The sequence below is a fragment of the Rheinheimera sp. genome (assembly GCF_030690345.1).
GTDB lineage: Bacteria > Pseudomonadota > Gammaproteobacteria > Enterobacterales > Alteromonadaceae > Alishewanella.
Genome location: NZ_JAUYGV010000009.1, coordinates 46,508 through 73,036 on the forward strand (window position 1 = coordinate 46,508; position 26,529 = coordinate 73,036).

Consider the following 26,529-nt stretch of genomic DNA (forward strand, 5'->3'; position numbering starts at 1 on the left):
ATTAAATACCATCTCCGTCCATATGCAGGCCGCACTCGCGGCCAAAGCCGTTAAAGCGGGTGTCTTCTTCACTCATGCCCAGCTCCAGCTTGCGGGTAGAATGGGTGTCGCCTACCGAGACATAGCCTTGCTCCCACAGCGGGTGATAGCTTAAACCGTGCTCTTTTAAGTAATAAAATACGTCTTTATTGCTCCAATCGATTATCGGCTGAATTTTTACCACGCCGCGGCTGATTTCAATAATGGCTTTATCGGCACGGCTGCTGCTTTGGCTGCGGCGCAGGCCGGTAAACCAGCTGCCGACATCTAGCTCCGCCAAAGCGCGTTGCATTGGCTCGACTTTATTCAGTTGATTGTACTGTTTAGTACCCTCAGCCGTCTGCCACAATTGGCCAAAGCGCGCTTCCTGCCAGGCGGGGCTTAGCTCTGCACGGTATACCTTCAGATTCAGCTGTAATTGCGCCGTTAACTGATCAATAAACTGATAGGTTTCCGGGAACAAATAGCCGGTATCAGTTAATACCACCGGGATATCCTGCTGTTGCTGCGTTACCAGGTGCAGCATTACCGCCGCCTGAATGCCAAAGCTGGAGCTTAGCATCGGGTTTTGCGGCAGGTTATCCAGCGCCCAGCGCACACGCTCTGCCGCGCTGAGCGGTGTCAGGACATGATTCGCTTCGGCCAGCCAGGCTTGCTGCGTGGCCTCATCTTGCTGCAATATCGTGCGAAACTTGCTGCTACCGGCCACAATGGCGACGTGCTTAGCTATGGAAGTCATCTTTTGGCACCACTACCGGTGCTATTACACCGGCCCTTATCACAAAATCACCAAAGCCTTCGCTGCTGTTGCTGCGCTCAGTGGCCCAGCGGCCAATTAAGCTATCCAGGGTAGCGAGAATATCGGCTTCACCGACGTTATCCAGCAGCAGGCGCGGAATACGGGTACCTTCGCGGTTACCGCCCAAATACAGGTTATATTTACCCGGACCACGGCCTACCAGGCCCACTTCAGCCAGCATGGCGCGGCCACAGCCATTCGGACAGCCGGTAACGCGCAGTACTATATGCTCATCAGCAACACTGTGTTTACCCAGCAAACTTTCCACCTTAGTGACCAGTTCCGGCAAATAGCGCTCGGCTTCAGCCATCGCCAACGGGCAGGTGGGGAACGACACACAGGCCATCGAATTTTTGCGCTGTTCGCTATGGGCATCGTCAATTAAGCCGTGGCTGCGGGCAATAGCCTCAATTTCGGCTTTTTGCGCTGCCGGCACCCCGGCAATAATCAGGTTTTGGTTGGCGGTCATGCGCAAATCACCCTGATGAATAGCAGCAATTTTCGCCAAACCGGTTTTCAGCGGTTTGCCGGGGAAATCCAGCACGCGGCCGTTTTCAATAAACAGCGTGAGGTGGTGTTTACCGTCGATACCCTCTACCCAGCCGATACGGTCACCACGGCTGGTAAAGCTGTATGGCACCACAGGCGCAAAGGCCACGCCGGTGCGTGCTTCGACTTCGGCGCGAAAGGCGTCCAGACCGATGCGATCAATGGTGTATTTGGTTTTGGCATTTTTGCGGTTTGAACGGTTGCCGTAATCACGCTGTACCGTTACCACATGTTCGGCCACTTTTAACGTGTGTTCCAGCGCGACATAGCCCAAATCGTCGGCCATGCGCGGGTAGGTGGCATCATCGCCGAAAGTCATGGCTAAACCGCCGCCTACCAGCACGTTAAAACCCACCAGTTGGCCGTGTTCAGCTACGGCGACAAAGGTTAAATCGTTAGCGTGTACGTCAATATCGTTGTGCGGCGGAATAACTACCGCTGTTTTAAACTTGCGCGGCAGGTAGTTGTCACCAAGGATCGGTTCTACTTCGGTGGTTTCCACCTTTTCTTCATTCAGCCAAATTTCGGCATAGGCGCGGGTCTTCGGCAGCAAATGCTCGCTGATTTTCGCCGCCCACTGGTACGCTTGCTGGTGCAGCTCTGACTCTACCGGGTTAGAGGTACACAATACATTGCGGTTAACGTCGCCGGCGGTGGCGATAGAATCAATGCCTATGCTGTTTAAAAACTGATGCATCGGCTTAATATGCGGCTTTAACACACCGTGAAACTGGAAAGTTTGCCGCGTGGTTAAACGGATACTGCCGTACATAGTGTTGTCGGCAGCAAATTTATCAATTGCCAGCCACTGCTGCGGGGTAATAATGCCGCCCGGCATCCGCGCACGCAGCATCACATTGTGCAGCGGCTCAAGTTTTTGCGCGGTGCGTTCGGCACGGATATCGCGGTCATCCTGCTGATACATGCCGTGAAAGCGGATCAGCATAAAGTTATCGCCGTTAAAGCCACCGGTGATCTGATCTTTCAGATCGCTTTCTATGGTACCGCGTAAATGCCCACTTTCTGCTTTTAAGCGCTCGTTATCAGACAGTGCACCCGGTGCCACTAAATCTGGATTAATTGGATACTGGCTCATTAATACACATCCTTCTGATAACGTTTTGCGACACGTAATTCGTCTAAGTAAGCTTGCGCTTGTTCAGCGGTTTTACCGCCATATTGTTGCACTATATCCAGTAAGGCTTGTTGCACATCTTTCGCCATCCGGTTGGCGTCACCACAAATATACAGGTGGGCGCCGCCCTCAAGCCATTGCCATACTTCGCTGCCGTGTTGGCGCAGTTTGTCCTGCACATACACTTTTTGCGCCTGGTCACGGCTAAAGGCCACATCCAGCTTAGTTAACAGACCACGCTTTAAATAGTTTTGCAGTTCCAGCTGATATAAAAAGTCTTGGGTAAAATGCGGGTTACCGAAAAATAACCAGTTTTTGCCAGCGGCGCCGTTGGCATCACGCTGTTGTAAAAAGGCGCGAAACGGCGCTATACCGGTGCCCGGGCCAATCATGATCACCGGGGTGTCGTCATTGGCCGGCAAACGGAAGTTGTTGTTGTGCTCAACAAACACCTTTACCTTAGCGCCTTCAGCCAAACGCTCTGCTAAAAAGCCGGAGGCACCGCCCAAATGCGGTTGACCATAGGCGTCGTAACGCACTACAGCTACCGTTAAATGTACTTCGTCTTCTACTTCGGCTTGAGAGGAGGCAATAGAGTATAACCGCGGTTGCTGTTTACGCAGCGCATCCACTAATTGCTGCGCACTAAGCAAGCCCGGGTAGTCACGTACTATATCAATAATCTGCCGCTCGTTGATGTAAGCACGCAGTGCGGCTTTATCTGTTGCCAGCGCGGTTAATGCCGTGTTATTGGTGGCGGCAGCGTATTTCTCAACAAAGGCCGGATACGACTGCGTTAACTCCAGCTGCTCTGTCAACGCTTGCTCTACTGTCAGGCTATCATTACCAAGCTGTACCGGCGTATCACGCGCTATAGCTGTTAATAATAACAACTCGCGTACCAGCACCGGGTCGTTAAGAAAATACACGCCCAGCGCATCGCCCGGCTGGTAAGTTAAACCGCTGTCGGCTAATGAAATTTCAATATGCCGCACATCTTTGCTGGAGTCACGGCCGGTAATTTTCTGGTTAGTGTACAGCTCGGCAACGAATGGCTGCTGTTTGCTGTACTGGCTAACGCTACCGACTGTGGCATCGCTACCTGGCCAGGCAATAACCTGTGCTGACGGAGCGGCGGAGGCGGTTAATTCCGGCTCCAGCTTACTAACCAGCTCGTTGCTCCAGCTGTCGGCCTGTGCCTGGTAATCGACATCTAAATCGAGGCGTGGCAGCACTGATGTCGCGCCCAGTTCCGCTAAGCGCTGATCAAAGTCTTGCGCAGTTTTGCAGAAAAACTCATAGCTGGTGTCACCCAGCCCCAGCACGGCATATTTTAACCCGGCCAGCTTCGGTGCTTTTTTGCTGAACAAAAAATTATGCAGCCCAATGGCATTTTCCGGCGGCTCGCCTTCGCCATAGGTGGAAGTGACAATAACCAGATATTGCTCATTCTTCAGCTGAGTGGTTTTATATTCAGCCATATCAACTACTTTAGCCACCAGGCCTTTACCCTGCGCTTGTTTGGCTAAGGCTTCGGCCAGATGCCGTGCATTACCGGTTTGCGAGCCGAATAAAATGGTCAGGCCGGCGTTGGCAGCGGCCTGCGCAGGAGCTGGCTGTCCGGGCAGTTGTCCAGAGAGTTGTCCGGCAAACTGGGCACTGGCCGCCAGATAACCACTAACCCAGGCTTGCTGTATCGGGTTTAACTGGCTGACTAAGCCCTGCAACTGGCTTACCTGTTGCTCGGATAACGGACTGGCCTGCGCCATTAAGGAAGATAAAAGCATAAAACACCCTGCACACGATAATTGCAGCCATTTTAGCCGTCTATATGTATGCCGGTAAAAGAATGGATCTCTCTTCTTTATTCCAATAAGTAATTAAAAACCGGCAGTCTTGCTGCGCCACAACACTGACAAACAGACCAAAAAATAGTGAAAAGCACTAAACGTGGAAAAGCATTTATTGCTCGCGTTCAAACTTTTTTATAAATAACATCGACTTAAATATTGGCATTAACTTTGTAACAGCTCTGGCGTAATAGCAATCCGGGCGTAATCAACAGCGGCTAACAGCCACAAGGATAACCAAAATGAAAAGCTTACTTATTGCCAGCGGTTTTATGTTAACCAGTATCAGCACTGCCGTAATGGCACACGACGAGCACAGCTGTAATGTGAATTTTGATAAAGACCTGTCGATTAATTCTGAGCTGGTCAGCATGAAAGACGCCGGCACTGAACTGTGGCGTATTAACAATAACGGCCAGTTGTGGCTGGATGGCAAAGCCGTAACCACCGACAGCAATACCCAGGCGCTGCTGCGCGAGTATCAGGCCGGCATTCGCACGCAAACACTGGAAACCGTAGCATTGGTAGAAGATGCACTGCTACTGGCTGCCGATGCGGTTAATTCGGTAGTCACCGAGCTGACCGGCGATTCGCTGCAAGACCATCCGGCGCTGCAAAAAGCGCTGGATAAAATCAAAACCGGCACTGAAAACATAGTGGTACGCAGCGGCGATAATATCGACATTTACGGCAGCCGCTTTGACAGCTTAGATGGCGCCTTTGGTGCCGAATTTGAACAAGCCATTGAGGAAGCCGTTACCAGCTCAATGGGCAGCATTATGATGTTGGTGGGTAAAGCTATGACCAGTGGCGAAGGCAACTTTGAGCAACGCATGGAAGCTTTTGGCGAACGCATGGAGCGCTTTGGTGAGGATTTAGAAGCGCGGATGGATATTAAAGCCAGCGCGCTGGAACAACGCGGCGATGCCATGTGTGCCAATTTGCTGCAATTAGATGTGCTGGAAGGCCAAATTCAACAAGCGATACCGCAAATGCAACAGCACGACTTAATTGACATAAACAGCAACAATAAAACGGCGTTTTACCTGTACAACTAACGCCGGCATCTATCCGGTAAAAAGCTTTCGTGTACCATCCCAACCACGACTTTGGCGCGCTGCTCTCATCCTGACAGCGCGTCTTTTTTTACGGCTTCACCCTCGCGCTTAACGCATCTGTACTGCTCCGACTGGTTATAAATAACGCTTCAGGTTAGCCTGTAGTGACAGACCAAAGGAGTAACGCATGACCATTCAACGTATTTTACCCGCCAGCCGCTATTCTGAAGCGGTAATTGTAAACGGTTTAATTTTTTGTGCCGGCATGGTGCCGGATACAGCCAGCAGCAATGCTACCAGCCAAACAGAAGATGTGCTGACCCAGATTGATGCCTTACTAGCGCAGTGTGGTAGTGATAAAAGCAAGCTGGTTGACGCTACTATTTATCTGGCCGATATGGCCGATTATGCCGCGATGAATCTGGCCTGGGATAACTGGGTAGTGCCCGGCCATGCGCCGGCCCGCGCCACGGTTGAAGCTAAGCTGGCCGACCCGAAATGGAAAATTGAGATTAAAATTATCGCCGCGCAATAAGCACTGCCATTTATAGCTAAGTCTGTGTCGCCAATTCCCGTTGCAGCAACAGCCGGGCAAACGAAATAGTTAAATTGGCGATTTTTTCGTGCTATTTGCCACACCGGCAATAGCACGAAATTGCAACGCATTGAATTTAATAGTTAATTAAATGGCATTGATACTGCAATAGCAACTACAGCAATAGCAACCGCACAAAATGTTGTTAAACCCTATACCGCTTAATACTCAACGCACAGGAAAGCACTATGGCAGTATCAGCAATGCCCCACCTTAAGCAAACACTACAGCACTGCGGCCTGTATGCCGGTTTTGAGCTACGCCGCTTGTGGCTAACCCGCCGCGGCCTGATGACATTAGCGGCTACTACCGTGATCTGGTTTTTTCTGCTGCGCTACGCCATAGCACCGGCCGCCGATGTCATAGCAAGCGACGGCTTTCAACAGCTGTTTCGCGACATGTTCGGCAGCTTTGGCTTAAACCAGCTGTTTGCCTGGCCGGCGCCGGAGCTGGCGATATACTGGATCCTGAGTTTATTGCTGCTACCGCTGCTGTGTTTGTTTTTTACCGCTAACCAATTGTGCAGTGATGCTGAACGCGGCACCCTGCGCTTGCTGGCCCTGCGCAGCAGCCGGCTGAGCATAGTACTGGGCCGCTTTGCCGGCCAGATGCTGGTGCAGGGTTGTTTAATTCTGCTGTCGCTGGCGGCCACTTTATCACTGGCAGCCTGGCGTGAAGGCGGCTTAACCCTGCCGATGCTGCATGCGGCGGCGGTGATTGCCGTTAATTTGTTGCTGGTATTGCTGCCCTTTACCGCACTGATGAGCTGTTTTTCTGCCATGGTGCGCTCATCCAGGTTGGCGGTCAGCCTGGCTATTGTCAGTTTGGGGCTGATGTTTGCGCTGCTAAGCTGGTTTATTTTCTACTTTCCGGATTTTTTGTTTCTGCTCGGCTATCTGCCGGGTACCCAAGTCATACAATTGCTGCCATTGCAGGGTTGGCAGACCTTACAGCATGCGCTGCTACCGCTGCTGCAAACTCTGGTATTACTTAGCGCCGCCAGCCTGTTATTAACAAGGAAAGCCTTATGAAGCCGATTATTCAATGCCGCGATCTTAGCAAACGCTTTGGCAGCAAAACTGTATTACAGCAGCTTAGTTTTGAGTTGGAACCAGGCGATGTGGCGGCGTTAATCGGCCCCAATGGGGCCGGTAAAACTACCTTATTCAGTATTTTGTGCGGCTATTTACGCCCGGACAGCGGCAGTGTCAGCCTGTTTGGTCACCCCGCCGGCAGCAGCGCCTTGTTTGGTAAGGTAGCGGCTCTGGCGCAAGATGCGCAGTTTGACCCGGCTTTCAGCATTGGTGAGCAGCTGAATTTTTATGGCCGCCTGCAGGGCTTAAGCCGCAAGGCGGCACACGAAGAAACCCTGCGGGTACTGGCGTTGGTTGATTTAGCTGATCAGGTGCAGCAAAAAGCGGCCGCACTCAGCCACGGCATGCGCAAAAGAGCTGCCATTGCCCAGGCTTTTATCGGCTCACCGCAGCTGATCTTGCTGGATGAACCTACTGCCGGGTTGGATCCGGTTAACGCGCTGCATATCCGCCAACTGATCAGCCATTTAAGCGGTGACGTTAGCTTTATGATCAGCTCGCACAATATTTTTGAGCTGGAACAGCTGTGCAATAAAGTCTTGTATCTTGAGCAGGGTAAATTGCAGGCTGAAGCAGCCGGCGACACCGATAAGCAGCAATGCTATTTAACCCTGCAATTGGAAGACGATAACGCCGGGGCTGTGACACAGGCGCTACGCCAACTGCCCGGCCTGACAGATATTCGCCTGTTGCAGAAAAAAGAGCTGCTGCTGTGTTATGAGCCACAGCAAAATGCCAACTTTGATTTGGCGCTGCTGCAATGCTTAGCCGCTAATGGTTTGCGCTACCGCAATCTGACCAAAGGCCAAACGCTGGAGCAAAAACTGTTTAGCGCCAGGTAAACGCTGAACTAAAGTGCAGCGCTAAAAACCGCACTGCATTTTCAGTGCCTGAATATCTTCCGCCGTTAACCGGCTTTGCGCCGTATTTAGCTGCTGGTGCATTACCGACGCCGCGCCGTCGGTGTGGCCCACGCCCAGCGCATGGCCAAATTCGTGCGCCATGGTTAACTGTAAGTCGGTCAGGGTTTTGTAGGCATAAATGGTCATGCTGCGCTGGCGGCCTTTAATTTCCATCACTCCCACTTCGGCGGTGGTAGCAGCCGGCACTTGCAACGGCAACAGCGCATTGCGATCTGCCACCGTATCATTTAAATAGCGCTGCTCGCGCAGCAGGCTTTGTTGTTCGGCATTTAATGCGCTGGCCTGTTGTTGTAACTGTTGCTGACGCGCATTCAGTTGTTGCTGCTCTTGTTGTAAGGCTGCCCGATTAGCCGCCGTAACCTGCTGCGCTTTGCGCTCAAAGGCTGCCACTGCAGCGGCAAACTGCTGGTTTTGCTGCGAAAACTGCTGCTGTTTCTGCTTTAGCCGCTCGCTTTGCTGCATCAGGTTGGCGCCACGCTGATCAATATTGCTGTCATAACGCGCGATATTACGCTGCAGCAGAGCTTGCTGCAGTAGCTGCTGCTGGCGTTCGTCATAGGCAAAGTTAATCGGGAAACCGTCTACGCTGTCATAACGAAACAGTTCTGTACCCAGAGCGGTGTTCCACTGCGCGGCAGCGGCATGTGCGGCCTGTTCGGCTTGTTCTGAGGTTAAATCGAACGCCGGGTCCAGCCGGCCAATGCGCCAGCTTACCGGCGCCTGACATAAATACTGCTGCAAGGATTTATCAGCATAATCCTGCAATAACTGTGGCAGAGCATCATCCCGGCGCGACATGGCGGCCAGCAGCTGATAGCAACTGTATAACAACGCGCTGTATACCAATACTCGCAGTAAAAACTTCATTGCTGCTCCTGCCGGCGGCGAAAAACCCTGTTACAAAGCAAATACGTATTAGATTGACCGCTTTGTGTGCCTTACGTTAATGTGCAGCATAACAATTGTTACGGAGCAAATTAAGTGAATATTGCTACCATCTGGATCATCGTTGGCATAGTGCTGATTTTATCTGAACTGCTGGCCACCAGCATAGTGGCGGTGTTTTTTGGTATCGCCGCCATTATTGTCGGTTTGCTGCTGCACTTTGGCCTGATTGAAAGCTACAGCATGCAGTATTTAGCCTTTGGCGTGCTATCGCTGCTGTTGTTATTCAGCGCCCGCGGCCGCTTTAAACGCTGGTTTGTCGGGTACACTGCCGACAGCAACGAGCAACCGTCACGGCTGGCCGATGATATAGGCCGCCGTGTAACAGTACACAGCGATTTTCATCAGGGCGCCGGCCGCGTGGTGTTAAACGGCGTGCAATGGGATGCAGAATCTGCTGATGACTTAAAAGCCGGTGACATCGCCTTTGTAGTGGCGAATCACGGTATCAAGCTGGTGGTGTCTGCCGCCAAATCTGACTAATGTTCAAATATAGCTAACCATCTGTTTTAAGGAGTAAATCTGGTGGAAACAATCGATATCAACACTATTTTAATGGCCGGCTTTGCCATCGCCGTTGTCATTACCATTGTTAAAACAGCACGCGTAGTGCCACAAAAAAGCAACTTTGTGATAGAGCGTCTTGGTAAATACTCGCGCACGCTGGACTCCGGCTTTCATATTCTGATCCCGTTTATCGACAAAGTGGCCTATACCCACAGTTTAAAAGAAGAAGTGATCGACGTAGAGCGGCAAACCTGTGTTACCCGCGACAATATCCAGGTAGGTATCAACGGCGTGCTGTATTTGCAGGTAGTAGACCCGCACAAAGCCAGTTACGGTATTAATGATTACCGCTACGCCGCCTCCCAGCTGGCGCAAACTACCATGCGTTCGGTTATCGGCCAAACCGATCTGGACAAAACCTTTGAAGAGCGCGCAAAAATTAACGAAGAGGTAGTAAAAGCGCTGGACGAAGCCGCCTCGCCGTGGGGCATTAAGGTGCTGCGTTATGAAATTTCGGATATTGAACTGCCGCTAAGCATTAAAGATGCGCTGGAGCAGCAAATGCGTGCTGAGCGTGAGCGCCGCGCGGCTATTGCTAAATCTGAGGGTGAGCGTCAGGCGATGATTAACGTATCCGAAGGCCAGAAGCAGGAAGTGATCAACCTGTCTGAAGGTGACAAGATGCGGCAAATCAATGAAGCCGAAGGCCGCGCCCGCGAAATTGAGCTTATCGCCATTGCCACCGCCGAAGGTATCCGCCAAATTGCTGAAGCCATTAACCACCCGGGTGGTTCAGAAGCGGTAAGCCTGCGCGTAGCCGAGCAATACGTAAAAGAGTTCGGTAACCTGGCCAAAGTTAACAACACCATGATAGTACCGGCCGAACTGGCCAATATCGGCGGTGCCGTAGCCGGTTTAACCGAAATTTTGAAAATCGCCCAGCCGAAAAAATAACGCTAACGTACCGTAAAAGCTAAAAGGAACAGAAGATGGCAACACAACAAGCGTTTAACGAAGCACTGCTGAAACTGGCAACAATGATGTACCGCATTGACGGCAAAATCCGCCTGAACGAGCAAGAGTTGGTAGATCTGATTGCTGACGATCTGAACTGGCAAGGCGTTAGCAGCATTAGCGCCGTACAAAGCCAGGCCATTGCCGAAGTGCGCGACGCCATTCGCGCCGATAAAGCAGAAGCTTATTTGGCCGGGCTGAAAGACGCGCTGATGGTTGATAAGAAAAAGGCACTGGATACCGCGCGGCAAATTATGCAAAGCGACGGCGAAGAAGCACAGAAAGAACGCCGACTATACGACTACCTGCGCCAGCAAGTGCTGGTGTAATTCGCAGCTGATTTAACATCAAAAGCCAGCATTGCGCTGGCTTTTTCGTTTGCGACTTTATAAGGCGTAAATATAAAACTGGTGTCTGAAATACTAATAATTACCAGCCTATTGCAAACACCGCTTTAATTTCTGTAACTATCGCTGATTATATGGTGTGAGCGCTTTATTGCTGATCAGACGATGGCAGCTCTTTGGCATCAAACTGCTGAGTTTTCTCTGCCAGTAATGCTGTTAACTGCTGCTCCAGCTTTTCCACTTTCTCGCGGGTACGCAGTAACACCTGGCGCTGTACGTCAAACTCTTCACGGCTGACAAAATCGAGGTCGGTCAGCTTGTTTTGCAGCACCTGCTTTACTTTGGCTTCGACATCATCGGCAAACTGGCGAACTTGCGGCGGAATGGCATTGCCGATTTGTTTGGCAATATCTTCAATTTTCTTCGGGTCTATCATGCTGTTCTCCTGTGTCGCAGCAATAGCTTACGACGTTATGCTGAAGCGTTGACGTTATTCTACAGGCCAAAAGCGCAATGGCGAATGCTATTTAACGGCAAATTTCGTTACAATGCCCGCCTAAGTGTAAGGGTGAGTCAATGAAGTTAAATCCGCAACAAAATGCTGCCGTTAAATTTATCTCCGGGCCCTGCCTGGTGCTGGCCGGTGCCGGCAGTGGTAAAACCCGGGTCATTATCAATAAAATTGCCTATTTAATTCAGCAATGTGACATGCCGGCACGGCATATCGCAGCGGTAACCTTTACCAATAAAGCCGCACGCGAAATGCGTGAACGGATTAACCACGAACTGCCGAAAACCGCCACCCGCGGCCTGACTATTTCCACCTTTCACACCCTTGGCCTGGAAATTCTGAAAAAGGAATACCGCCATATTGGCTATAAAGCCAACTTCACCCTGTTTGATGACCAGGACAGCATGGCACTGCTAAAAGAGCTGAGCGAAAACGATATTCAGGGTGACAAAGACTTACTGCGGGCGCTGCAAAGCCGGATCAGCAGTTGGAAAAACGAATTAACACTGCCGGCCAAAGCCATAGCTGAAGCACAAGACGCCCAAAGCATCAGCTTTGCTAACTACTACCAGCACTATACACAGCAGCTTACCGCCTATAACGCGCTGGATTTTGATGACTTAATTTTAATGCCTACGTTGCTGTTTCAACATAACGCTGAGGTGCGGCAAAAGTGGCAGCAGAAAATTCAGTATCTGCTGGTGGATGAATATCAGGATACCAACACCAGCCAGTATCAACTGGTGAAATGGCTGGTGGGTGAGCGCCAGCGCTTTACCGTGGTGGGCGATGATGACCAGTCTATTTACTCCTGGCGCGGCGCCCGGCCGCAAAATCTGGCACTGCTGAAAACCGACTTTCCGACGTTAAATGTGATTAAGCTGGAGCAAAATTACCGCTCGGCCGAGCGTATTTTAAAAGCCGCCAATATTTTAATTGCCAATAACCCGCACGAGTTTGATAAGCAGCTGTTCAGCGAAAACGGCTACGGTGTGCCGTTAAAAGTATTGCCCTGTAAACACGAAGAAGACGAAGCGGAAAAAGTGGTGGCCGAGATTATCTCGCACCGCTTTATTAACCGCAGCCAATACCGCGACTATGCCTTATTGTACCGCGGTAACCACCAATCGCGCTTATTTGAAAAAGCACTGATGACCAACCGCATTCCGTACAAAATCTCCGGTGGTACCTCGTTTTTCTCCCGCAGCGAAATTAAAGATGTAATGGCCTATTTGCGGCTGGTAGTTAATCAGGACGACGATAATGCCCTGCTGCGTATTATTAACGTGCCGCGGCGCGAAATAGGCGCCGCTACCTTGCAACAGGTGGGCAACCTGGCGAATGAAAAACACATCAGTTTGTTTGAGGCTTGCTGCGACAGCGAGCTGTCGATGCATTTATCCGCCCGCGCCCATAATGCGGTAAAACAGTTTGCCCAATGGATCAGCGGTATTGCCGATAACGTACAACGCGCCGACCCGGCCGAGGCTATACGTGATCTGATTCGCCAGAGCCACTATGAAGCCTGGTTGTTTGAAACCAGCACCAGCCCGAAAGCGGCCGAAATGGCATTGAAAAACGTTAACGAGCTGTACCGTTGGATCAGCGAAATGCTACAGGGCAAAGATGACGACGAGCCGATGACGCTGCCCGAGGTGGTCACCCGTTTAACACTGCGCGATATGATGGAGCGCCAGGAGCAGGACGACAATGCCGACCAGGTGCAGCTGCTTACGCTACACGCTTCCAAAGGCCTGGAGTTTCCCTATGTGTTTATGGTGGGTATGGAAGAGGGCATCTTGCCGCACCAGGTCAGCATAGATGAAGATAACGTTGAAGAAGAGCGCCGGCTGGCCTATGTCGGTATTACCCGCGCCCAGCGCGAGCTGTTTTTTACCTATGCTAAAGAGCGGCGCCAATTTGGCGAAGTAATACGGCCGGAACCGAGCCGGTTTTTATATGAATTACCGCAGGATGATTTAGAGTGGCAAAGCGCTGCGCCGGTGAAAACCGCCGAGCAGCGCCAACAAACCGGCCAGGCGCATATCGACCGTTTACGCCAACTGCTGAAAAACAACTGACGGTGCTGTTGCCAATGCCTGGGCCGACAGCAGTTCTGCCACGTATTTGCCCTGCATAAAGCAGCAACCTTCGGCCAGCAGCAGGTTGAGTAAATCGGCGTTGTCCACACCATCGGCCAGTAAGCGAAATTTATAACTTAATGCCAGCGACTGCAGCATTTGCAGCAACTGGCGCTTTTGTTCATTGCGCGGCAATTGCCGGCAAAAGGCTGCGTCGAGCTTAACGAAGTCGAACAGCTGCTGCAGTAACAAGCCCATAGGCGCAACATCAGCAGCAAAGTTATGCAGCGCCAGCCGTACACCGGCTTGTTTTAACTGCTGCAATGCCAACTGAGCGGTAGTTGTGGTGCTTTGCAACAGCTCACGCTCGGTAAAGGCTAAACACAAGCGATGCTTGTGCTGCACTGTGCCAAGTTGATGTTTTAGCGCCTCATATAATTCCGGCTGCTGTACATGCTGCATACTCAACCGTACGGTTAACAAACCGGTATCGTCGTTGCTGAGCGACAACTGCCGGCAGGCTTGTTGTAACATCAGCTGCTCTATTTGCGGCATTAAGCCGGCATCGGTTGCATACTGATTAAAATCGTACTGGGTGCCTAACTGCGGGTGTTGCCATTGGGTGTGCACTTCATAGCCCATCAGACTGCGCGCCTGGCCACACAGTACCGGCTCATACACGGCAGTGAACTGCTGCTGCTCCAACGCTTGCTGCATTACCTGCTCCATGGTCAGAGCTTGTAACATTTGCTCGCGCATGGTTTCATTAAAAATGACAAAGCGGTTGCGCCCCATCGATTTGGCCTGATACATAGCCGCATCGGCGTCCCGCAATAAGGCTTCTGCCTTGCTGTGGTCACTGTCAAAGTAAGCAATACCTATGCTGGCACCGGAATGCACCTGCTGCCCCTGCAACAAAAAGGGCTGCCGTACTTTATCGATAATCCGCTCAGCCACATCTTCAGCATCAGTGTCGTGCAACAGGCTGGTCAGCAACACCACAAATTCATCGCCACCAAGACGGGCGACTAAATCATGCTCACGTACGGTGCTTTGTAACCGCTTGCTGACTTCAATTAAAAACGCATCGCCAACATGATGGCCCAAACTGTCGTTAATCAGCTTAAAGCGGTCTAAGTCGATAAACAGCAGCGCCATACTCAACTGTGGCTGGCGCTTACTCAGAGCAAATTGCTGTTTTAGTTGTTGCAGGAACATTTGCCGGTTAGCCAACCCGGTCAGCGCGTCGTGATTGGCTTCATAAAACAGTTTTTGTTCGGCTTTTTTGCGCTCCTCCACCTGCAAACGTAAAAACAGGTTGGTTTGGCGCAGCTCGCGGGTACTTTCAAATACTTTGCGCTCCAGCTCTTCCTGGTGGCGTTTTTGCTGCTCGGTGGCCAGTTTACGTTGGATAGCCACCGCTATATGCTGCGACACAAAACGCAAAATATTCAGCTCCGCATCGCCATAGCTGTAACTTTGCTCATAAGACTGCAGCGCAATAACACCGATAACCCGCTGATCAATTAATAAGGGCGCACCAAGCCAACTGGTGGAGTGCCGCGCCGGCTTAGTGGGGTCGGCCATACCGCGGCGAATTTCGCCGGCTTCAACCAACTGCTGTGCCGCGGCGCTGTTAATCAACCGAGCATCAGCACAGCGGATAACATATTCGGTAAAACCCCGGCTTAACGGCCGCTCCCGTGCCGGGGGCGAATATTGGTCGAGATAAAACGGGAAGGTTAATTTAGTTTTATCCTGATCCAGCAAAGCGATATAGCAGTTTTCTGCCGGCATCAGCTCAGACAGCACCAAATGCACCGCTTTATAAAAACTGTTCATGTCGCGGCTGCTGGCTGTCAGCTCAGAAATACGATACAGCGCCGCCTGCAATTGCTCGGCGTTACTGCGCTCTTTGATCTCTTTTTGTAATGACTGATTAATTTTTTGCAGTTGCTGCGTACGCTGCCGCACGGTGTCTTCCAGCAACTCACGGCTTTTCACCCGATCCAGAGCGGTAATAGTGTGGCCACCAATACTGCTGAATAGCGCCAGGTCAGTATCGGTATACAGCTGTTTCGCGTTATAAGACTGAATGGCCATCACACCGATAACCCGGCTGCCGCGACACAGCGGAATGCCTAACCAGTGGTCGCTGGGCGACCCTTGCGGCTGAATATGGCCCTGTGCCACCAGATGGCTGAATTGACTGCTATCGCACAGCAAAGGTTTACCGGTACGGGCAACATAACCGGTCAAACCGGAGGAAAAGGCGCCTGACGGCACTTGGGCAATAAGTTGCTGGTCTTTTTCGTCGGAGAAATATTGTGGTGAGTAATGCTCGCTGTCGCTGTCGTAAAACACCACGTAGAAGTTTTCAGCGTGCAACAGCTCGGATACCATCTTGTGAATAGCCGGATAAAAATCCCGCATATCGCTGATAGTACTGGCTAATTCTGACAGCTTAAGTAAGGCGCCCTGGGTGATGTAAGCCTGTTTATAACGCTGTGCCAGTAACGTTAAGCGGCGTATTTTATTATCAGCCTGTCGCAAGCGCTTGTTCAGTTTTGTTGCTTCCTTCAACTCTGACTCTTTTGTTTTTTTGTCGGTCATACCAGAACGACTTACTTATCTAATTGCGCCCATTATGCACAAAGTTTAACCACATGGAAGAGCTGGCCGGCCACTATTGTGCATTCTGCTTAGGCAAAATTATTTTATTCAGGTACAAAAAAGCCTAAGGCTGCGATTACGCAGCCTTAGGCACTATATAAGCTACAACGATTATACGCCGTCAGTCATAAATTTAATCGCCGCAGCAATTTCATCATCCGAGCAATCGGCACAAGTACCACGGGCCGGCATATTACGAATACCTTCGATGGCATGCTTAAGCATGGTGTCGAAGCCCTGATCAATACGGCTTTTCCAAGCTGCATCACCTTTTTTCGGTGCATCCAGAGCGCCGGTACCATGGCAGGCAAAGCACGCTGTCTGATAGACCTTTTCTCCACTACGCGGGCCGGAAGCAGCTTCTGAAGCAACAACAGCACCAGCTACATATACCTGACCGACCGGAGCCAGACGTTTAGCTAACGCTTCCTTATCTGCTTCTGCACTGGCATGAATGCCAAAAGTTGTTAACAGCAAGGCGAAAGCGATAGTTATTTTTTTCATCTTCTGGGTTCCTGTCGTAAAGTCCGCACAAAGTTTGCGCCATTATAGCCTTCAAGCCACAGTAAGGGGAAGCCCCGAACGAAAGTGAGTATGTCGTTGCTACAACAAGCGTGGTTACTACATATACTTTTCGCTTAGGTTGACGGTTTTTTTTAAAGCAAAATTATTTAACGGTTTCGCTTTGAATCTGGCGGCAATATGATAGTCTACTTGACCGGTGTGTTAGAGCAACCTGTGTTTTAACCGCCAACAGGAAAGTGCTGCTAAGCGTTTTCCACAAAACAAAAGTATAAGAATAATAATATGGGCACTGTAGTACACCCCTATTTTTTGAATTAAAAACAATGACTTAAGCATTAACCAAACTGACTCCCCTTTCGGGAAGCCGGCATTTCCGCTTGGGTTTTGCACAAAGTTATCCACAGGTTTAACACTAATACCGGACTGCGCTGTTACTGGCAGCCAGCACAGCACTGTGGCATGCTATAGCTTTATTTCTGCAGGACAAACATTCATGGTTACCATCTCCGGCACGCCGCTGATCCTGGTTGACGGCTCATCGTATTTATTCCGCGCTTATCATTCCCCGCCGCATTTAACCAATTCACGTGGTGAAGCCACCGGTGCTATTTATGGTGTAGTTAATATGTTGAAAAGTTTGTTGCGCCAGTATCAGCCAACGCAGATGGCCGTGGTGTTCGATGCCAAGGGCCCAACTTTTCGTAACGAAATGTACAGCGACTACAAAGCCAACCGCCCGCCCATGCCGGACGACCTGCGCAGCCAAATTGAACCGCTGCACCGCATTATTCAAGCCATGGGCTTACCTTTGCTTTGTATCAGTGGCGTAGAAGCTGACGATGTAATTGGTACTTTGGCGCGTCAGGCCAGCCGCGAGGGCAGGCATACGCTGATCTCTACCGGCGACAAAGATATGGCGCAATTGGTAGATGAACATGTCACGCTGATTAACACCATGACCAATACTTTGCTTGACCCGCAAGGCGTCACAGAGAAATTTGGTGTTGGCCCTGAGCTGATTATCGATTATCTGGCGCTGATGGGCGATAAAGTCGATAACATCCCGGGGTTACCGGGTGTAGGGGAAAAAACCGCTGCAGCGCTGTTGCAAGGCTTAGGTTCCATTGAACAGATATACCAACAGTTAGATAAAGTGCCGGCGCTGAGCTTTCGTGGTGCCAAAACCATGGTTACCAAGCTGGAAGAGTTTCGCGACCAGCTGCAGCTATCTTATCAGTTGGCCACCATAAAAACTGATGTGGAGCTGCCGTATCAGTTAACTGATCTGATGATTAAGGGCGCCGACAATACGCAGCTGGCCGAACTGTACAAAGAGTGCGAATTCCGCCGCTGGCTGGCCGAAGTGCTGGGTAACGAACCCTCTGCAGCCAGAGCAAAGCCACAAACCGCGCAAACAGATATGTTCGCCGGCACTGATGATACCGACAGTAACACCGCCAACGAAGCCGCGGCCAATTACCTCACTGTACTCGACGAAGCCGCCTTTAGTGCCATGCTACAGCAATTACACAGCTGCGAGCTGGTGGCCTTTGATACCGAAACCACCAGCCTGGACTATATGCAGGCTGAACTGGTCGGCTTATCGGTAGCCACTGCCGCCGGCAGCGCCTGGTATGTGCCGGTAGCGCACGATTATGTCGGTGCACCTGAGCAGCTCCCGCGCGATTGGGTATTGGCGCAGCTCAAACCCTGGCTGGAAGATGACAGCAGGGCCAAAGTCGGGCAAAACCTGAAGTACGACCAAAGTGTGCTGGCCCGTTACGACATTCAGCTCAAAGGCGTACGTTTTGATACTATGCTGGAGTCTTACGTGCTCAATTCAGTGGCCTCGCGTCATGACATGGACAGCCTGGCACTGAAGTATTTAGGCCGTAAAACCATCAGCTTTGAAGACATAGCCGGCAAAGGTGCCAAACAGCTGACCTTTAACCAGATAGAACTGGAAAAGGCGGCGCAGTACGCAGCAGAAGATGCCGACATCACGCTGCAACTGCACCAAACGCTGTGGCCACAGCTGCAACAACATAGTGGCCTGGCAAGCGTATTGCAGGACATAGAACTGCCGCTGATAGATATTCTGTCGCGTATCGAACGTTACGGCGTGTTAATAGACAGCAAGTTGCTGGCCAAACAAAGCGAACAACTCGCGGCGCGCATTGCAGAGCTGGAGCAGCTTGCTTATGAGCAGGCCGGAAAACCGTTTAATCTGGCATCGCCCAAGCAATTGCAGGAAATTCTGTTCGAACAAATGGGCCTGCCGGTACTGAAGAAAACTCCCGGCGGTACGCCTTCTACCGCCGAAGAGGTGTTAGCTGAACTGGCATTAGAGTATGAATTCCCCAAGCTGATTACTGAGCACCGCGGGTTAAGTAAGCTGAAGTCCACTTACACTGACAAGTTACCAAAAATGCAGCATCCGGCCAGTGGCAGAGTGCATACCTCTTACCACCAGGCGGTAGCCGCCACCGGACGCTTAAGTTCAACAGATCCCAATCTGCAGAATATCCCCATCCGCACGGAAGAAGGCCGTCGTATTCGCCAGGCTTTTATTGCTCCGCCCGGCAAAAAGATCGTCGCGGTGGATTATTCACAAATTGAGCTGCGCATTATGGCGCACCTGTCACAGGATAAAGCTCTGCTGGATGCTTTTGCGCATGGCCGCGATATTCACCGCGCCACGGCAGCAGAAGTGTTTGGGGTTAGCCTGGAGCAGGTCACAGCCGAGCAGCGCCGCAGCGCCAAAGCGGTTAACTTCGGCCTGATCTACGGTATGTCAGCCTTTGGTTTGGCAAAGCAACTCGGGGTTAGTCGCAATGAAGCCCAGCAGTATGTCGACCGCTATTTTGAACGTTTTCCGGGCGTGCTGGATTATATGGAGCGCACCCGTAAACAAGCACATGAGCAGGGCTATGTGGAAACCCTGTTTGGCCGGCGTTTATACCTGCCGGAAATTAATGCGCAAAATATGATGCGGCGTAAAGGGGCAGAACGCGCTGCCATTAACGCTCCCATGCAAGGTACTGCCGCTGACATTATTAAAAAAGCCATGATAGTGGTAGACAACTGGCTGCAACAGCAGGCCAACCCAGCGGCCGCTATGATTATGCAGGTGCACGATGAATTGGTGTTTGAAGTTGATGCAGACAAAGTAGACGCGGTAAAACAACAGTTAGTGGCGCTGATGGCAACCGCCGCAGAATTGGATGTGCCACTGTTAGCCGAGGCCGGCGCCGGCGATAATTGGGACGAAGCACATTAACACGGAACTTAATTCTGCTGCTGCAGTCATACTTTACAGTTAAGTTTCTCTCTCCTGTCACACTTTAATGCCCCGTTATTTTGCGGGGCTTTTTTTATGTCTGCGCTCAACATGAAAGGTAATTAAATTACCAAAAATAGTAATATGCACAAATAAAAAGCACTTTTTGTAGTTTTATTACAGAAAAAACTTGCAATCCTGCGCCGACAGATTAAAATTTCAAGCGTAGGGTACAGAGGTAAGATGTTCTATCTTTCAGGCCGGCGCTGTTGCGCTACAGCTAATGAAAGTAGGCTTATTTAGCCGCCCCACTGCTTGCAGTGGGGCGTTTTTTTTGCCTGAAAAAGCAGCGGAATCAACAAATTTATACAACACAGCGGCAGAACGACAAATGTTGCCTGGCAACATAAGGCTTGGCAAACTGAAAATTTCTTAGATTTTTTAGAGCAAATACTTCAAACAATAAAAATTTACTGTATAATGACCTTGTCTTAGCGATAAGACACCCTGTTGATTTGAAATTATAGCTTCTCCCCGTTTGCTATGGCCGACACCCCCGGGTGTCGGTTTTTTTATGTCACTTACTCAGCAATATCACTTGCGCCATACCACATATCCAGCACTTGCTCCAACTCCGGCAACCCCAGCTTGTTCAGTGAACTGAAGGCATGCACAGTAATATCGCCCATAAACGCAAGGCTGGCCTCGCGTACTTCCATTAAGGTTTTCTTACGCGCACCGGAAGCCAGTTTGTCCGCTTTAGTCAGCAAGACCAGTACAGACAATTTGCTATCAACCGCCCACTGAATTAAATCCTGATCTAAATCTTTCAGCGGATGGCGGATATCCATTAACACCACCAGACCTTTTAAGCTGTCGCGTTTTGTCAGATATTCCGCCAGAGATTTTTGCCACTTCTCTTTTACCGCCAACGGCACCTTGGCAAAACCATAACCGGGTAAATCGATCAGCCGGCGTTGTTCATCCAAACTAAAGGTATTGATCAGTTGGGTACGGCCCGGGGTTTTACTGGTGCGGGCTAAACTATTTTGCCGCGTCAGCGTATTTAAAGCGCTGGACTTACCGGCATTGGAGCGGCCGGCGAAAGCAACTTCAATACCTGCATCTGCCGGTAATGCCTTGATATCGGGCGCGCTGGTTAAAAATGTGGCGCTTTGATAATTGATTTTTGACTTGTACACTGCCTTCTCCGGCGAATAATTTGACGTCATTGTAGCGGATCTGAGAGATCGGCAGAAGCTTTTGCACGCTGTATGGGATTTTACTTTGGGCAGTTTCGTGTAAAATAGGCATAAAAATTAGGGTTATTACACTTGGTTGCCAGTATGCTGGCGGTTTAATGCGGACAGAGACGGATAAAAAATGAAAAAAATTCTACTTCCACTGACGCTGTTATTCGGTCTAATCGGAACAGCCCAGGCGTTTGACGGTGATGCCGAAGCAGGCAAAGCAAAATCAGCAGTATGTGCAGCTTGCCACAGTGCAGACGGTAACAGTGCGGTGGATATGTATCCTAAAATCGCCGGCCAACATGCTCCTTACCTGTATAAACAGCTGCGTGACTACAAACAAGGTATGGAAACCGCAGGTAAGCAAGGTCGCAATAACAGTATTATGTTTGGTATGGTTGCGGCGCTGTCAGACCAGGACATGAAAGATTTGGCGGCTTACTTTGCCTCACAAAAAATGAAATCAGGCACTACGCCGGAAAATGTCATTGCCCGTGGTGAACAACTGTATCGTGGCGGTGATGCCGATCGCGGTATCGCAGCCTGTATCGCCTGTCATGGCCCACGCGGCGCCGGCACAGGTTTAGGTGGTTTCCCGAAGATTTCTTTCCAGCATGCTAATTACCTGCAAACCACCTTGACGGAATTCCGCAGTGGTCAGCGTGCGAACGACCTGAACGGTATGATGCAGGATATTGCTAAAAAGCTGACCGATGACGATATCGAAGTACTGTCACAGTATCTGGGCGGTTTACATTAAAACCCGCTGATTATGGCTTTAATCGCAAAAAAACCGGCATTCATCGCCGGTTTTTTTATGCATGCCGCCAATTTTTGTGAGATATATCTCACAAGGCTTGTAAGAAAATAGCCGGCATTACATTTTTATTGAACTTTTTTTGTACAATGCGTTATTTGTAACTTGTTGAAATTAATTAGTATAAATACTTGGTTCAACTGAGAAACGTTTTTTTTTCCGCCAATGTATTGCCATCTGAGCAGATCAGAGTAAATTAATCAGCAGTTACACTTTGTAACGAAATAAAACAGGGACTAGCCGCAGGGAAGTAATAGTACCAGTACGCAAGTGCGCGGTGCCTTAGTTTTAGTCACATCAGGACGATGTGCTGCGTGGTTTCACGCTCAGGGATGATTACGAAAGTATCAGGAAGATCGTAAAGAATAAAATAGATTGCCAGGAAGGCGCTATAACACACGGAATAAGAACAGACAGGGCGTTGAAGCAACATCAGGAAGATGACAGCGAATGAGAGAAGTGTCCACTTGACACAAATATATCCGGGGCGATAAGACATCTTATCGCCCTTTTTCTTTTAGTCAGTTTAGCCTCCTACACTATGCCAAATAACCGTTGCCCACTTTGTCACGCCAGCAGTATCCACCCCTTTCATCAGGACAACCGCCGTTACTATTTTCAGTGCGCACGGTGCCAACTGGTGTTTGCTGATCGCACAACGTTACTGTCTGACGCCGAAGAGTTGGCGCAGTATCAATTGCACGAAAATAACCTTGAAGACCCGGGTTACCGGCAGTTTTTGCTGCGCCTGGCAGCACCTTTACTACGCAGTCTGCCGGCAGCCGGTTTGTCGGGGCTGGATTTTGGTTGTGGCCCCGGGCCGTTATTGGCGCAAATGCTGCGTGAAGCCGGCCAGCATATGGCAGTATGGGACCCTTACTTTGCCGCTGATGCGGCTGTACTACAACAACACTACGACTTTATCAGCTGCAGCGAGGCCATAGAGCATTTTGTTAACCCGGCACAGGAGTGGGCGCTGTGGTTGAAGCTGCTAAAACCCGGTGGCACTTTGGCTATTATGACCAAGCGCTATACCACTGCCGCCGCCTTTGCCGGCTGGCACTACAAACTGGATCCAACCCATGTCAGTTTTTTCTCGGCCGACACCTTTGCCTACCTGGCGAAGCGTGACGGTTTTACGCTAAATATCGCCGATAATGATGTGGTGATACTGCAACAGCGAAAGCATTAGTGTTTCGGCGCAAAACTGGTTAAAATGTGCGCCCTTTTTTACAGGTAACAAACATGACTCGTCAGAAAAAAACCCGCTCCGCCGGCCCGAATGGTTTACGCCATTTGTCAGCGGAAGATGCCCGCAAAACCCGCGAGCCCAAAGAGGAAACCAAGAAAAAGGGATCCGGCCTGAAATCAGGTAACCGCAATAACGTTGCGGCGATAAAAACTGAGGCCGTAAAGGAGTCTGGCAAGAAAGACAAACGTATTGGCAGCAAGACGCCCATTTCACTAACGCCGGTGGCGGAAAAACCGCAACAACCGCAGGTGCTGCTGCAACCCAAAGCCAGTTTGGCTAAAGCCAAAGCCGTTGAATTGACACCGGAACAGGAACTGGCGCTGATAGAAAACGACAGTTATCTGCAGCAGTTATTGGAACGGGTGGAAAACAACGAGCTCCTGACCGGTAAAGACGCAAAATATTTTAATGCTAAAACAGCCAGGCTGGAGCAGCTAATGGATGCACTGGGCTTGGGCGATGGCACTGACGACGATATTGATCCGCTGGCAGCATTTGAGAGTAAAGATTGGCGCAAAGACTTATTAGGTGACGAGGACTGATATTGAGCAATACAACGCTGATGTTATTGGTAGGGGCGGCAGTTATCGTGGCTGCGCTGGCATTTTATGCCGGCCGTTTGTTGTGGCAGCTACAGCAGCAAACTAAGCGGCAACAACAGAGTAAAGCAGAGAAAGAGCAATATTTACGCGACAGTATCGTGCTGATTTGTAAAGCTATGCTGGAGCAGCAATGCGAGTTGTCGGAAGGTGCGCTGCGGTTATGGGTATTGCTTGATCATCTGGTACCGGAACATAAACCGGACCCGGTGCAAAGCTATCCAGGGCTGCACCGGATGTATCAGGTAGTGAAAGATATGCCAACCCACAAAGCACGCAAACAGCAGGATAAAGCGCTGACGCGGCAACAGGATGACGTCAGGCTACAAGCAGAGCAAGACTTAAAAGAGTTTATCCTTGCCGATACTGCGGCCTTATTAGCCCGCTTCCAGCCGGAATAACCGGCCGGCTATAGCACCTTATTGCCGGTATATTTGGCCGGCTTTCATAACAAAGCTCACCTCGCCCATCCGGTTAATATCTTGCAGCGGGTCGCCCGGAACAGCAATGATATCGGCAATTTTTCCCACTTTAATACTGCCCAACTCATCGGCAACACCTAACAAACGGGCACCTTCAATGGTTGCACTGTGGATAGCCTCCAGTGCCGGCATGCCGGCTTCTGTCATATAGATAAACTCGCGCCAGTTGTTGCCATGCTCAAATACCCCGGCGTCAGTACCAAAGGCAATCTTCACCCCGGCTTTATAGGCGTCGGCAAAGGTTTGCTGAATTTTGCCACCGATCGTCGCCGCTTTTGGTCGCACCAGATCAGGAAAAAAGCCGGCAATAGCCGCTTTTTCTTCTGCCCATTTGCCGGCGCTGATAGTGGGCACAAAATAGGTGCCTTGCTTACGCATCAGCGCCATGGTGCTTTTATCCATATAGGTGCCGTGCTCAATCGAGTCGACCCCGGCCTTGATTGCCCGTTCCATGCCTTCTTTACCATGCGCATGCACCGCCACTTTCATGCCATAGTCCTTGGCAGTACTGACAATAGCGGCCAGTTCTTCATCGGTAAACTGTGGATTGCTGCCGCTTTTCGCCACACTGAGCACGCCGCCGGTAGCAGTGATCTTGATCAGATCAGAGCCTTCTTTATAGCGTTGGCGCACGGCTTTACGCGCGTCATCTGCGCCATTAATCACACCTTGTTTTGGCCCGGGATCCGCCATTAGCGCAAAGGCAATGCCGTTGGTTGGATCGGCATGTCCGCCCGTGGTGGCGATAGATTTACCGGCGGCAAAAATACGCGGGCCGTCAATATAGCCTTTAGCGATGGCTTTTTTCAGCGCAGTACTAATTTGATGGTTATCGCCCAGCTCCCGCACTGTGGTAAAACCGGCCAGCAGGGTTTTTTCAGCAAAGGTGGCGCCGCGCAGGGCATAGTCAGCTTCATTCATGGTAAAGCCTTCAGAATATACCGTAGGACTGAACTGGGTATAAAAATGCGTATGCATATCCATCAGGCCGGGCATAACGGTATGGCTGCGTAAATCAATCAGCGTGTCTTCTGCTGTTGCCGGTCTGAACCCGGATTCCAGCGCGGTAATTTTGTCTTGTTCTACCACTATTGTCTGGTTAGTCAGCACCTTGCCATCTTCTGCGGTAATCAGCTTACCGGCGTGGATCAAGGTGGCGGCATGGCTGAGTGAGCTGGCAAACAGGGTACCAAGCAGCAGTGCAACGGGCGTTTTTTTCATTTTATTGCAGCCTTCTTACATTGTGGGTAGTTAAGCAGTGATAACAGAGCTGTAATATTCAACAAGCGAGTTGAGACAAAGTGCCGGTTTTTGCAGACCATCAGGTAAGCCGGCGCTTTATTTATTCATACTATAGCGAAGCTGAACGGATAGCCGCCACTTTTCAGCTGATAATGCTGTTGGCCATTACAAAAAACCGCGCTGGCTTGGTCTGCCAGTTGATAATAAACATTACGGCTAAGCTTGGCCTGTAAGCCACGCCACAGTTGCAGGTAAGGTAACAATTGCTGCTGCGGATCTTGCCGCAACAATAAAGGATTAGCCGGACTCACCACCAGTTGCTGCTGTAAGTTAGTGCTGAGTAGCAGCGCCCTGCCGTTATCTGTTGCTTGCCATTGCCAGTCGGTGATCAACAGCGGCGCATCGGCCACGCTGATACGTACTTTCTCTACCGGAGTTTGTAAAAAGTACTGTTGGTCTTGATACAACAACACAGAGGCAAACAATTTTACCAGCGCGTCGCGCTGGATCAGGCTGTGCTGATAATACCAGCGCCCTTCTGCATCGATATGAATGGCGATGTCACCGCAAAACGGCGGCTGCCAGCTTTCCACCGGCGGCATGTCGGTTTGCTGTAACTGTTGCTGCAACGAGGTGAGATCAATCATGGCGTTATCTACAGACTAAGCAGGTAGTACCAGCTTAGCAAAGTTGCAGCCCGGATGGCATAAGAGCGGCAAAATGCCGACTGAATATTGAGCTAAGTATGGCAGTGAACGGGGGGCAAAGAAGTGGGGTGACTGATGGGGCTCGAACCCACGACAACCGGAATCACAATCCGGGGCTCTACCAACTGAGCTACAATCACCGCTGAGTTGCTTATTTTATCCGGTTTTTCCGCCACGACCAAGTTTTTTCCCCGATTTATCAGGTTAATAATTTGTGCCGGCTTTTAAGCCTGGCCCACTGTTTTCTATGCTATT

At 50.5% G+C, this 26,529-nt stretch carries 23 protein-coding genes and 1 tRNA gene; 13 read left to right on the forward strand and 11 right to left on the reverse strand.

Features of this window, described 5'->3' with window-relative positions; translation table 11 throughout:
• Position 1: 1 nt before the first annotated feature.
• The 3 genes from Q8O77_RS18600 to Q8O77_RS18610 are packed head-to-tail and all read right to left on the reverse strand — an operon-like array spanning position 2 to position 4,309.
• Complete coding sequence (locus Q8O77_RS18600) at positions 2–778, reverse strand: phosphoadenylyl-sulfate reductase (protein ID WP_305556851.1); 777 nt, start codon at positions 776–778, stop codon at positions 2–4.
• Positions 762–2,483 (reverse strand): assimilatory sulfite reductase (NADPH) hemoprotein subunit, encoded by a 1,722-nt coding sequence (gene cysI, locus Q8O77_RS18605; RefSeq protein WP_305556854.1) that lies wholly within the window; start codon positions 2,481–2,483, stop codon positions 762–764. The genes Q8O77_RS18600 and cysI overlap by 17 nt, the downstream gene beginning before the upstream one ends.
• Positions 2,483–4,309, reverse strand: a complete 1,827-nt coding sequence (locus Q8O77_RS18610; RefSeq protein ID WP_305556857.1) for an assimilatory sulfite reductase (NADPH) flavoprotein subunit — start codon at positions 4,307–4,309, stop codon at positions 2,483–2,485. Before Q8O77_RS18610 ends, cysI begins: the two co-directional genes overlap by 1 nt.
• A 305-nt stretch (positions 4,310–4,614) precedes the next feature.
• Here Q8O77_RS18610 and Q8O77_RS18615 point away from each other — a divergent pair, with 305 nt between their 5' ends.
• From Q8O77_RS18615 to Q8O77_RS18630, 4 genes are all read left to right on the forward strand, one after another.
• The gene (locus Q8O77_RS18615) at positions 4,615–5,430 is read left to right on the forward strand and encodes a DUF2884 family protein (protein WP_305556860.1); all 816 of its coding nucleotides are present in this window, start codon (positions 4,615–4,617) and stop codon (positions 5,428–5,430) included.
• Between the two features lie 187 nt (positions 5,431–5,617).
• Positions 5,618–5,965, forward strand: a complete 348-nt coding sequence (locus tag Q8O77_RS18620) for a RidA family protein (protein WP_305556862.1) — start codon at positions 5,618–5,620, stop codon at positions 5,963–5,965.
• A 248-nt stretch (positions 5,966–6,213) separates the two neighbouring features.
• Positions 6,214–7,056, forward strand: a complete 843-nt coding sequence (locus Q8O77_RS18625) for an ABC transporter permease subunit (RefSeq protein WP_305556864.1) — start codon at positions 6,214–6,216, stop codon at positions 7,054–7,056.
• The gene (locus Q8O77_RS18630) at positions 7,053–7,961 is read left to right on the forward strand and encodes an ABC transporter ATP-binding protein (protein ID WP_305556866.1); all 909 of its coding nucleotides are present in this window, start codon (positions 7,053–7,055) and stop codon (positions 7,959–7,961) included. Before Q8O77_RS18625 ends, Q8O77_RS18630 begins: the two co-directional genes overlap by 4 nt.
• Before the next feature lie 21 nt (positions 7,962–7,982).
• Here Q8O77_RS18630 and Q8O77_RS18635 read toward each other — a convergent pair whose 3' ends face one another.
• The gene (locus Q8O77_RS18635; protein ID WP_305556868.1) at positions 7,983–8,909 is read right to left on the reverse strand and encodes a matrixin family metalloprotease; all 927 of its coding nucleotides are present in this window, start codon (positions 8,907–8,909) and stop codon (positions 7,983–7,985) included.
• Positions 8,910–9,023: 114 nt separating this feature from the next.
• Between Q8O77_RS18635 and Q8O77_RS18640 the strand changes: the two genes are divergently transcribed.
• The 3 genes from Q8O77_RS18640 to Q8O77_RS18650 are packed head-to-tail and all read left to right on the forward strand — an operon-like array spanning position 9,024 to position 10,837.
• On the forward strand, positions 9,024–9,470 hold the full coding sequence (locus Q8O77_RS18640; RefSeq protein ID WP_305556870.1) for an NfeD family protein: 447 nt from the start codon (positions 9,024–9,026) through the stop codon (positions 9,468–9,470).
• Positions 9,471–9,512: 42 nt separating this feature from the next.
• Positions 9,513–10,448 (forward strand): SPFH domain-containing protein, encoded by a 936-nt coding sequence (locus tag Q8O77_RS18645; protein WP_371133517.1) that lies wholly within the window; start codon positions 9,513–9,515, stop codon positions 10,446–10,448.
• A gap of 35 nt (positions 10,449–10,483) precedes the next feature.
• Positions 10,484–10,837, forward strand: a complete 354-nt coding sequence (locus tag Q8O77_RS18650; protein WP_305556872.1) for a hypothetical protein — start codon at positions 10,484–10,486, stop codon at positions 10,835–10,837.
• A gap of 166 nt (positions 10,838–11,003) precedes the next feature.
• Here Q8O77_RS18650 and Q8O77_RS18655 read toward each other — a convergent pair whose 3' ends face one another.
• Positions 11,004–11,291 carry an accessory factor UbiK family protein gene (locus Q8O77_RS18655; RefSeq protein ID WP_305556874.1) on the reverse strand — a complete coding sequence of 96 codons (288 nt, stop codon included), beginning with the start codon at positions 11,289–11,291 and terminating at the stop codon, positions 11,004–11,006.
• Positions 11,292–11,431: 140 nt separating this feature from the next.
• On the opposite strand from Q8O77_RS18655, the gene rep reads away from it, so the two are divergent.
• Positions 11,432–13,447 (forward strand): DNA helicase Rep, encoded by a 2,016-nt coding sequence (gene rep, locus Q8O77_RS18660; RefSeq protein WP_305556876.1) that lies wholly within the window; start codon positions 11,432–11,434, stop codon positions 13,445–13,447.
• Here the strand turns inward: rep and Q8O77_RS18665 are convergent.
• Positions 13,421–16,060 carry a diguanylate cyclase domain-containing protein gene (locus Q8O77_RS18665; protein WP_305556878.1) on the reverse strand — a complete coding sequence of 880 codons (2,640 nt, stop codon included), beginning with the start codon at positions 16,058–16,060 and terminating at the stop codon, positions 13,421–13,423. The genes rep and Q8O77_RS18665 overlap by 27 nt on opposite strands.
• 171 nt (positions 16,061–16,231) lie before the next feature.
• Positions 16,232–16,624, reverse strand: a complete 393-nt coding sequence (locus tag Q8O77_RS18670) for a cytochrome c5 family protein (RefSeq protein WP_305556880.1) — start codon at positions 16,622–16,624, stop codon at positions 16,232–16,234.
• 514 nt (positions 16,625–17,138) lie between these two features.
• On the opposite strand from Q8O77_RS18670, the gene polA reads away from it, so the two are divergent.
• The gene (gene polA, locus Q8O77_RS18675; protein ID WP_305556882.1) at positions 17,139–19,925 is read left to right on the forward strand and encodes a DNA polymerase I; all 2,787 of its coding nucleotides are present in this window, start codon (positions 17,139–17,141) and stop codon (positions 19,923–19,925) included.
• A gap of 581 nt (positions 19,926–20,506) precedes the next feature.
• Here the strand turns inward: polA and yihA are convergent.
• Positions 20,507–21,127: a ribosome biogenesis GTP-binding protein YihA/YsxC gene (gene yihA, locus Q8O77_RS18680; RefSeq protein ID WP_305556886.1), complete on the reverse strand. Its 621-nt coding sequence runs from the start codon at positions 21,125–21,127 to the stop codon at positions 20,507–20,509.
• Positions 21,128–21,308: 181 nt separating this feature from the next.
• Here yihA and Q8O77_RS18685 point away from each other — a divergent pair, with 181 nt between their 5' ends.
• The 4 genes from Q8O77_RS18685 (at position 21,309) to Q8O77_RS18700 (ending at position 24,244) form a co-directional block, all read left to right on the forward strand.
• On the forward strand, positions 21,309–21,935 hold the full coding sequence (locus tag Q8O77_RS18685; protein ID WP_305556889.1) for a cytochrome c: 627 nt from the start codon (positions 21,309–21,311) through the stop codon (positions 21,933–21,935).
• A gap of 697 nt (positions 21,936–22,632) precedes the next feature.
• Complete coding sequence (locus tag Q8O77_RS18690) at positions 22,633–23,184, forward strand: class I SAM-dependent methyltransferase (protein ID WP_305556891.1); 552 nt, start codon at positions 22,633–22,635, stop codon at positions 23,182–23,184.
• A gap of 53 nt (positions 23,185–23,237) precedes the next feature.
• Entirely contained in the window at positions 23,238–23,786 is a 549-nt protein-coding gene (yihI, locus tag Q8O77_RS18695) for a Der GTPase-activating protein YihI (RefSeq protein ID WP_305556894.1), read from the forward strand.
• Positions 23,787–23,788: 2 nt separating this feature from the next.
• On the forward strand, positions 23,789–24,244 hold the full coding sequence (locus tag Q8O77_RS18700) for a DUF2489 domain-containing protein (RefSeq protein WP_305556896.1): 456 nt from the start codon (positions 23,789–23,791) through the stop codon (positions 24,242–24,244).
• An 18-nt stretch (positions 24,245–24,262) separates the two neighbouring features.
• On the opposite strand, the gene Q8O77_RS18705 is transcribed toward Q8O77_RS18700, so the two are convergent.
• From Q8O77_RS18705 to Q8O77_RS18715, 3 genes are all read right to left on the reverse strand, one after another.
• On the reverse strand, positions 24,263–25,546 hold the full coding sequence (locus Q8O77_RS18705; RefSeq protein ID WP_305556898.1) for an amidohydrolase family protein: 1,284 nt from the start codon (positions 25,544–25,546) through the stop codon (positions 24,263–24,265).
• A gap of 125 nt (positions 25,547–25,671) precedes the next feature.
• Entirely contained in the window at positions 25,672–26,214 is a 543-nt protein-coding gene (locus Q8O77_RS18710; protein ID WP_305556900.1) for a DUF1285 domain-containing protein, read from the reverse strand.
• Positions 26,215–26,338: 124 nt separating this feature from the next.
• Positions 26,339–26,414 (reverse strand) — tRNA-His (locus tag Q8O77_RS18715).
• Positions 26,415–26,529 lie beyond the last annotated feature (115 nt).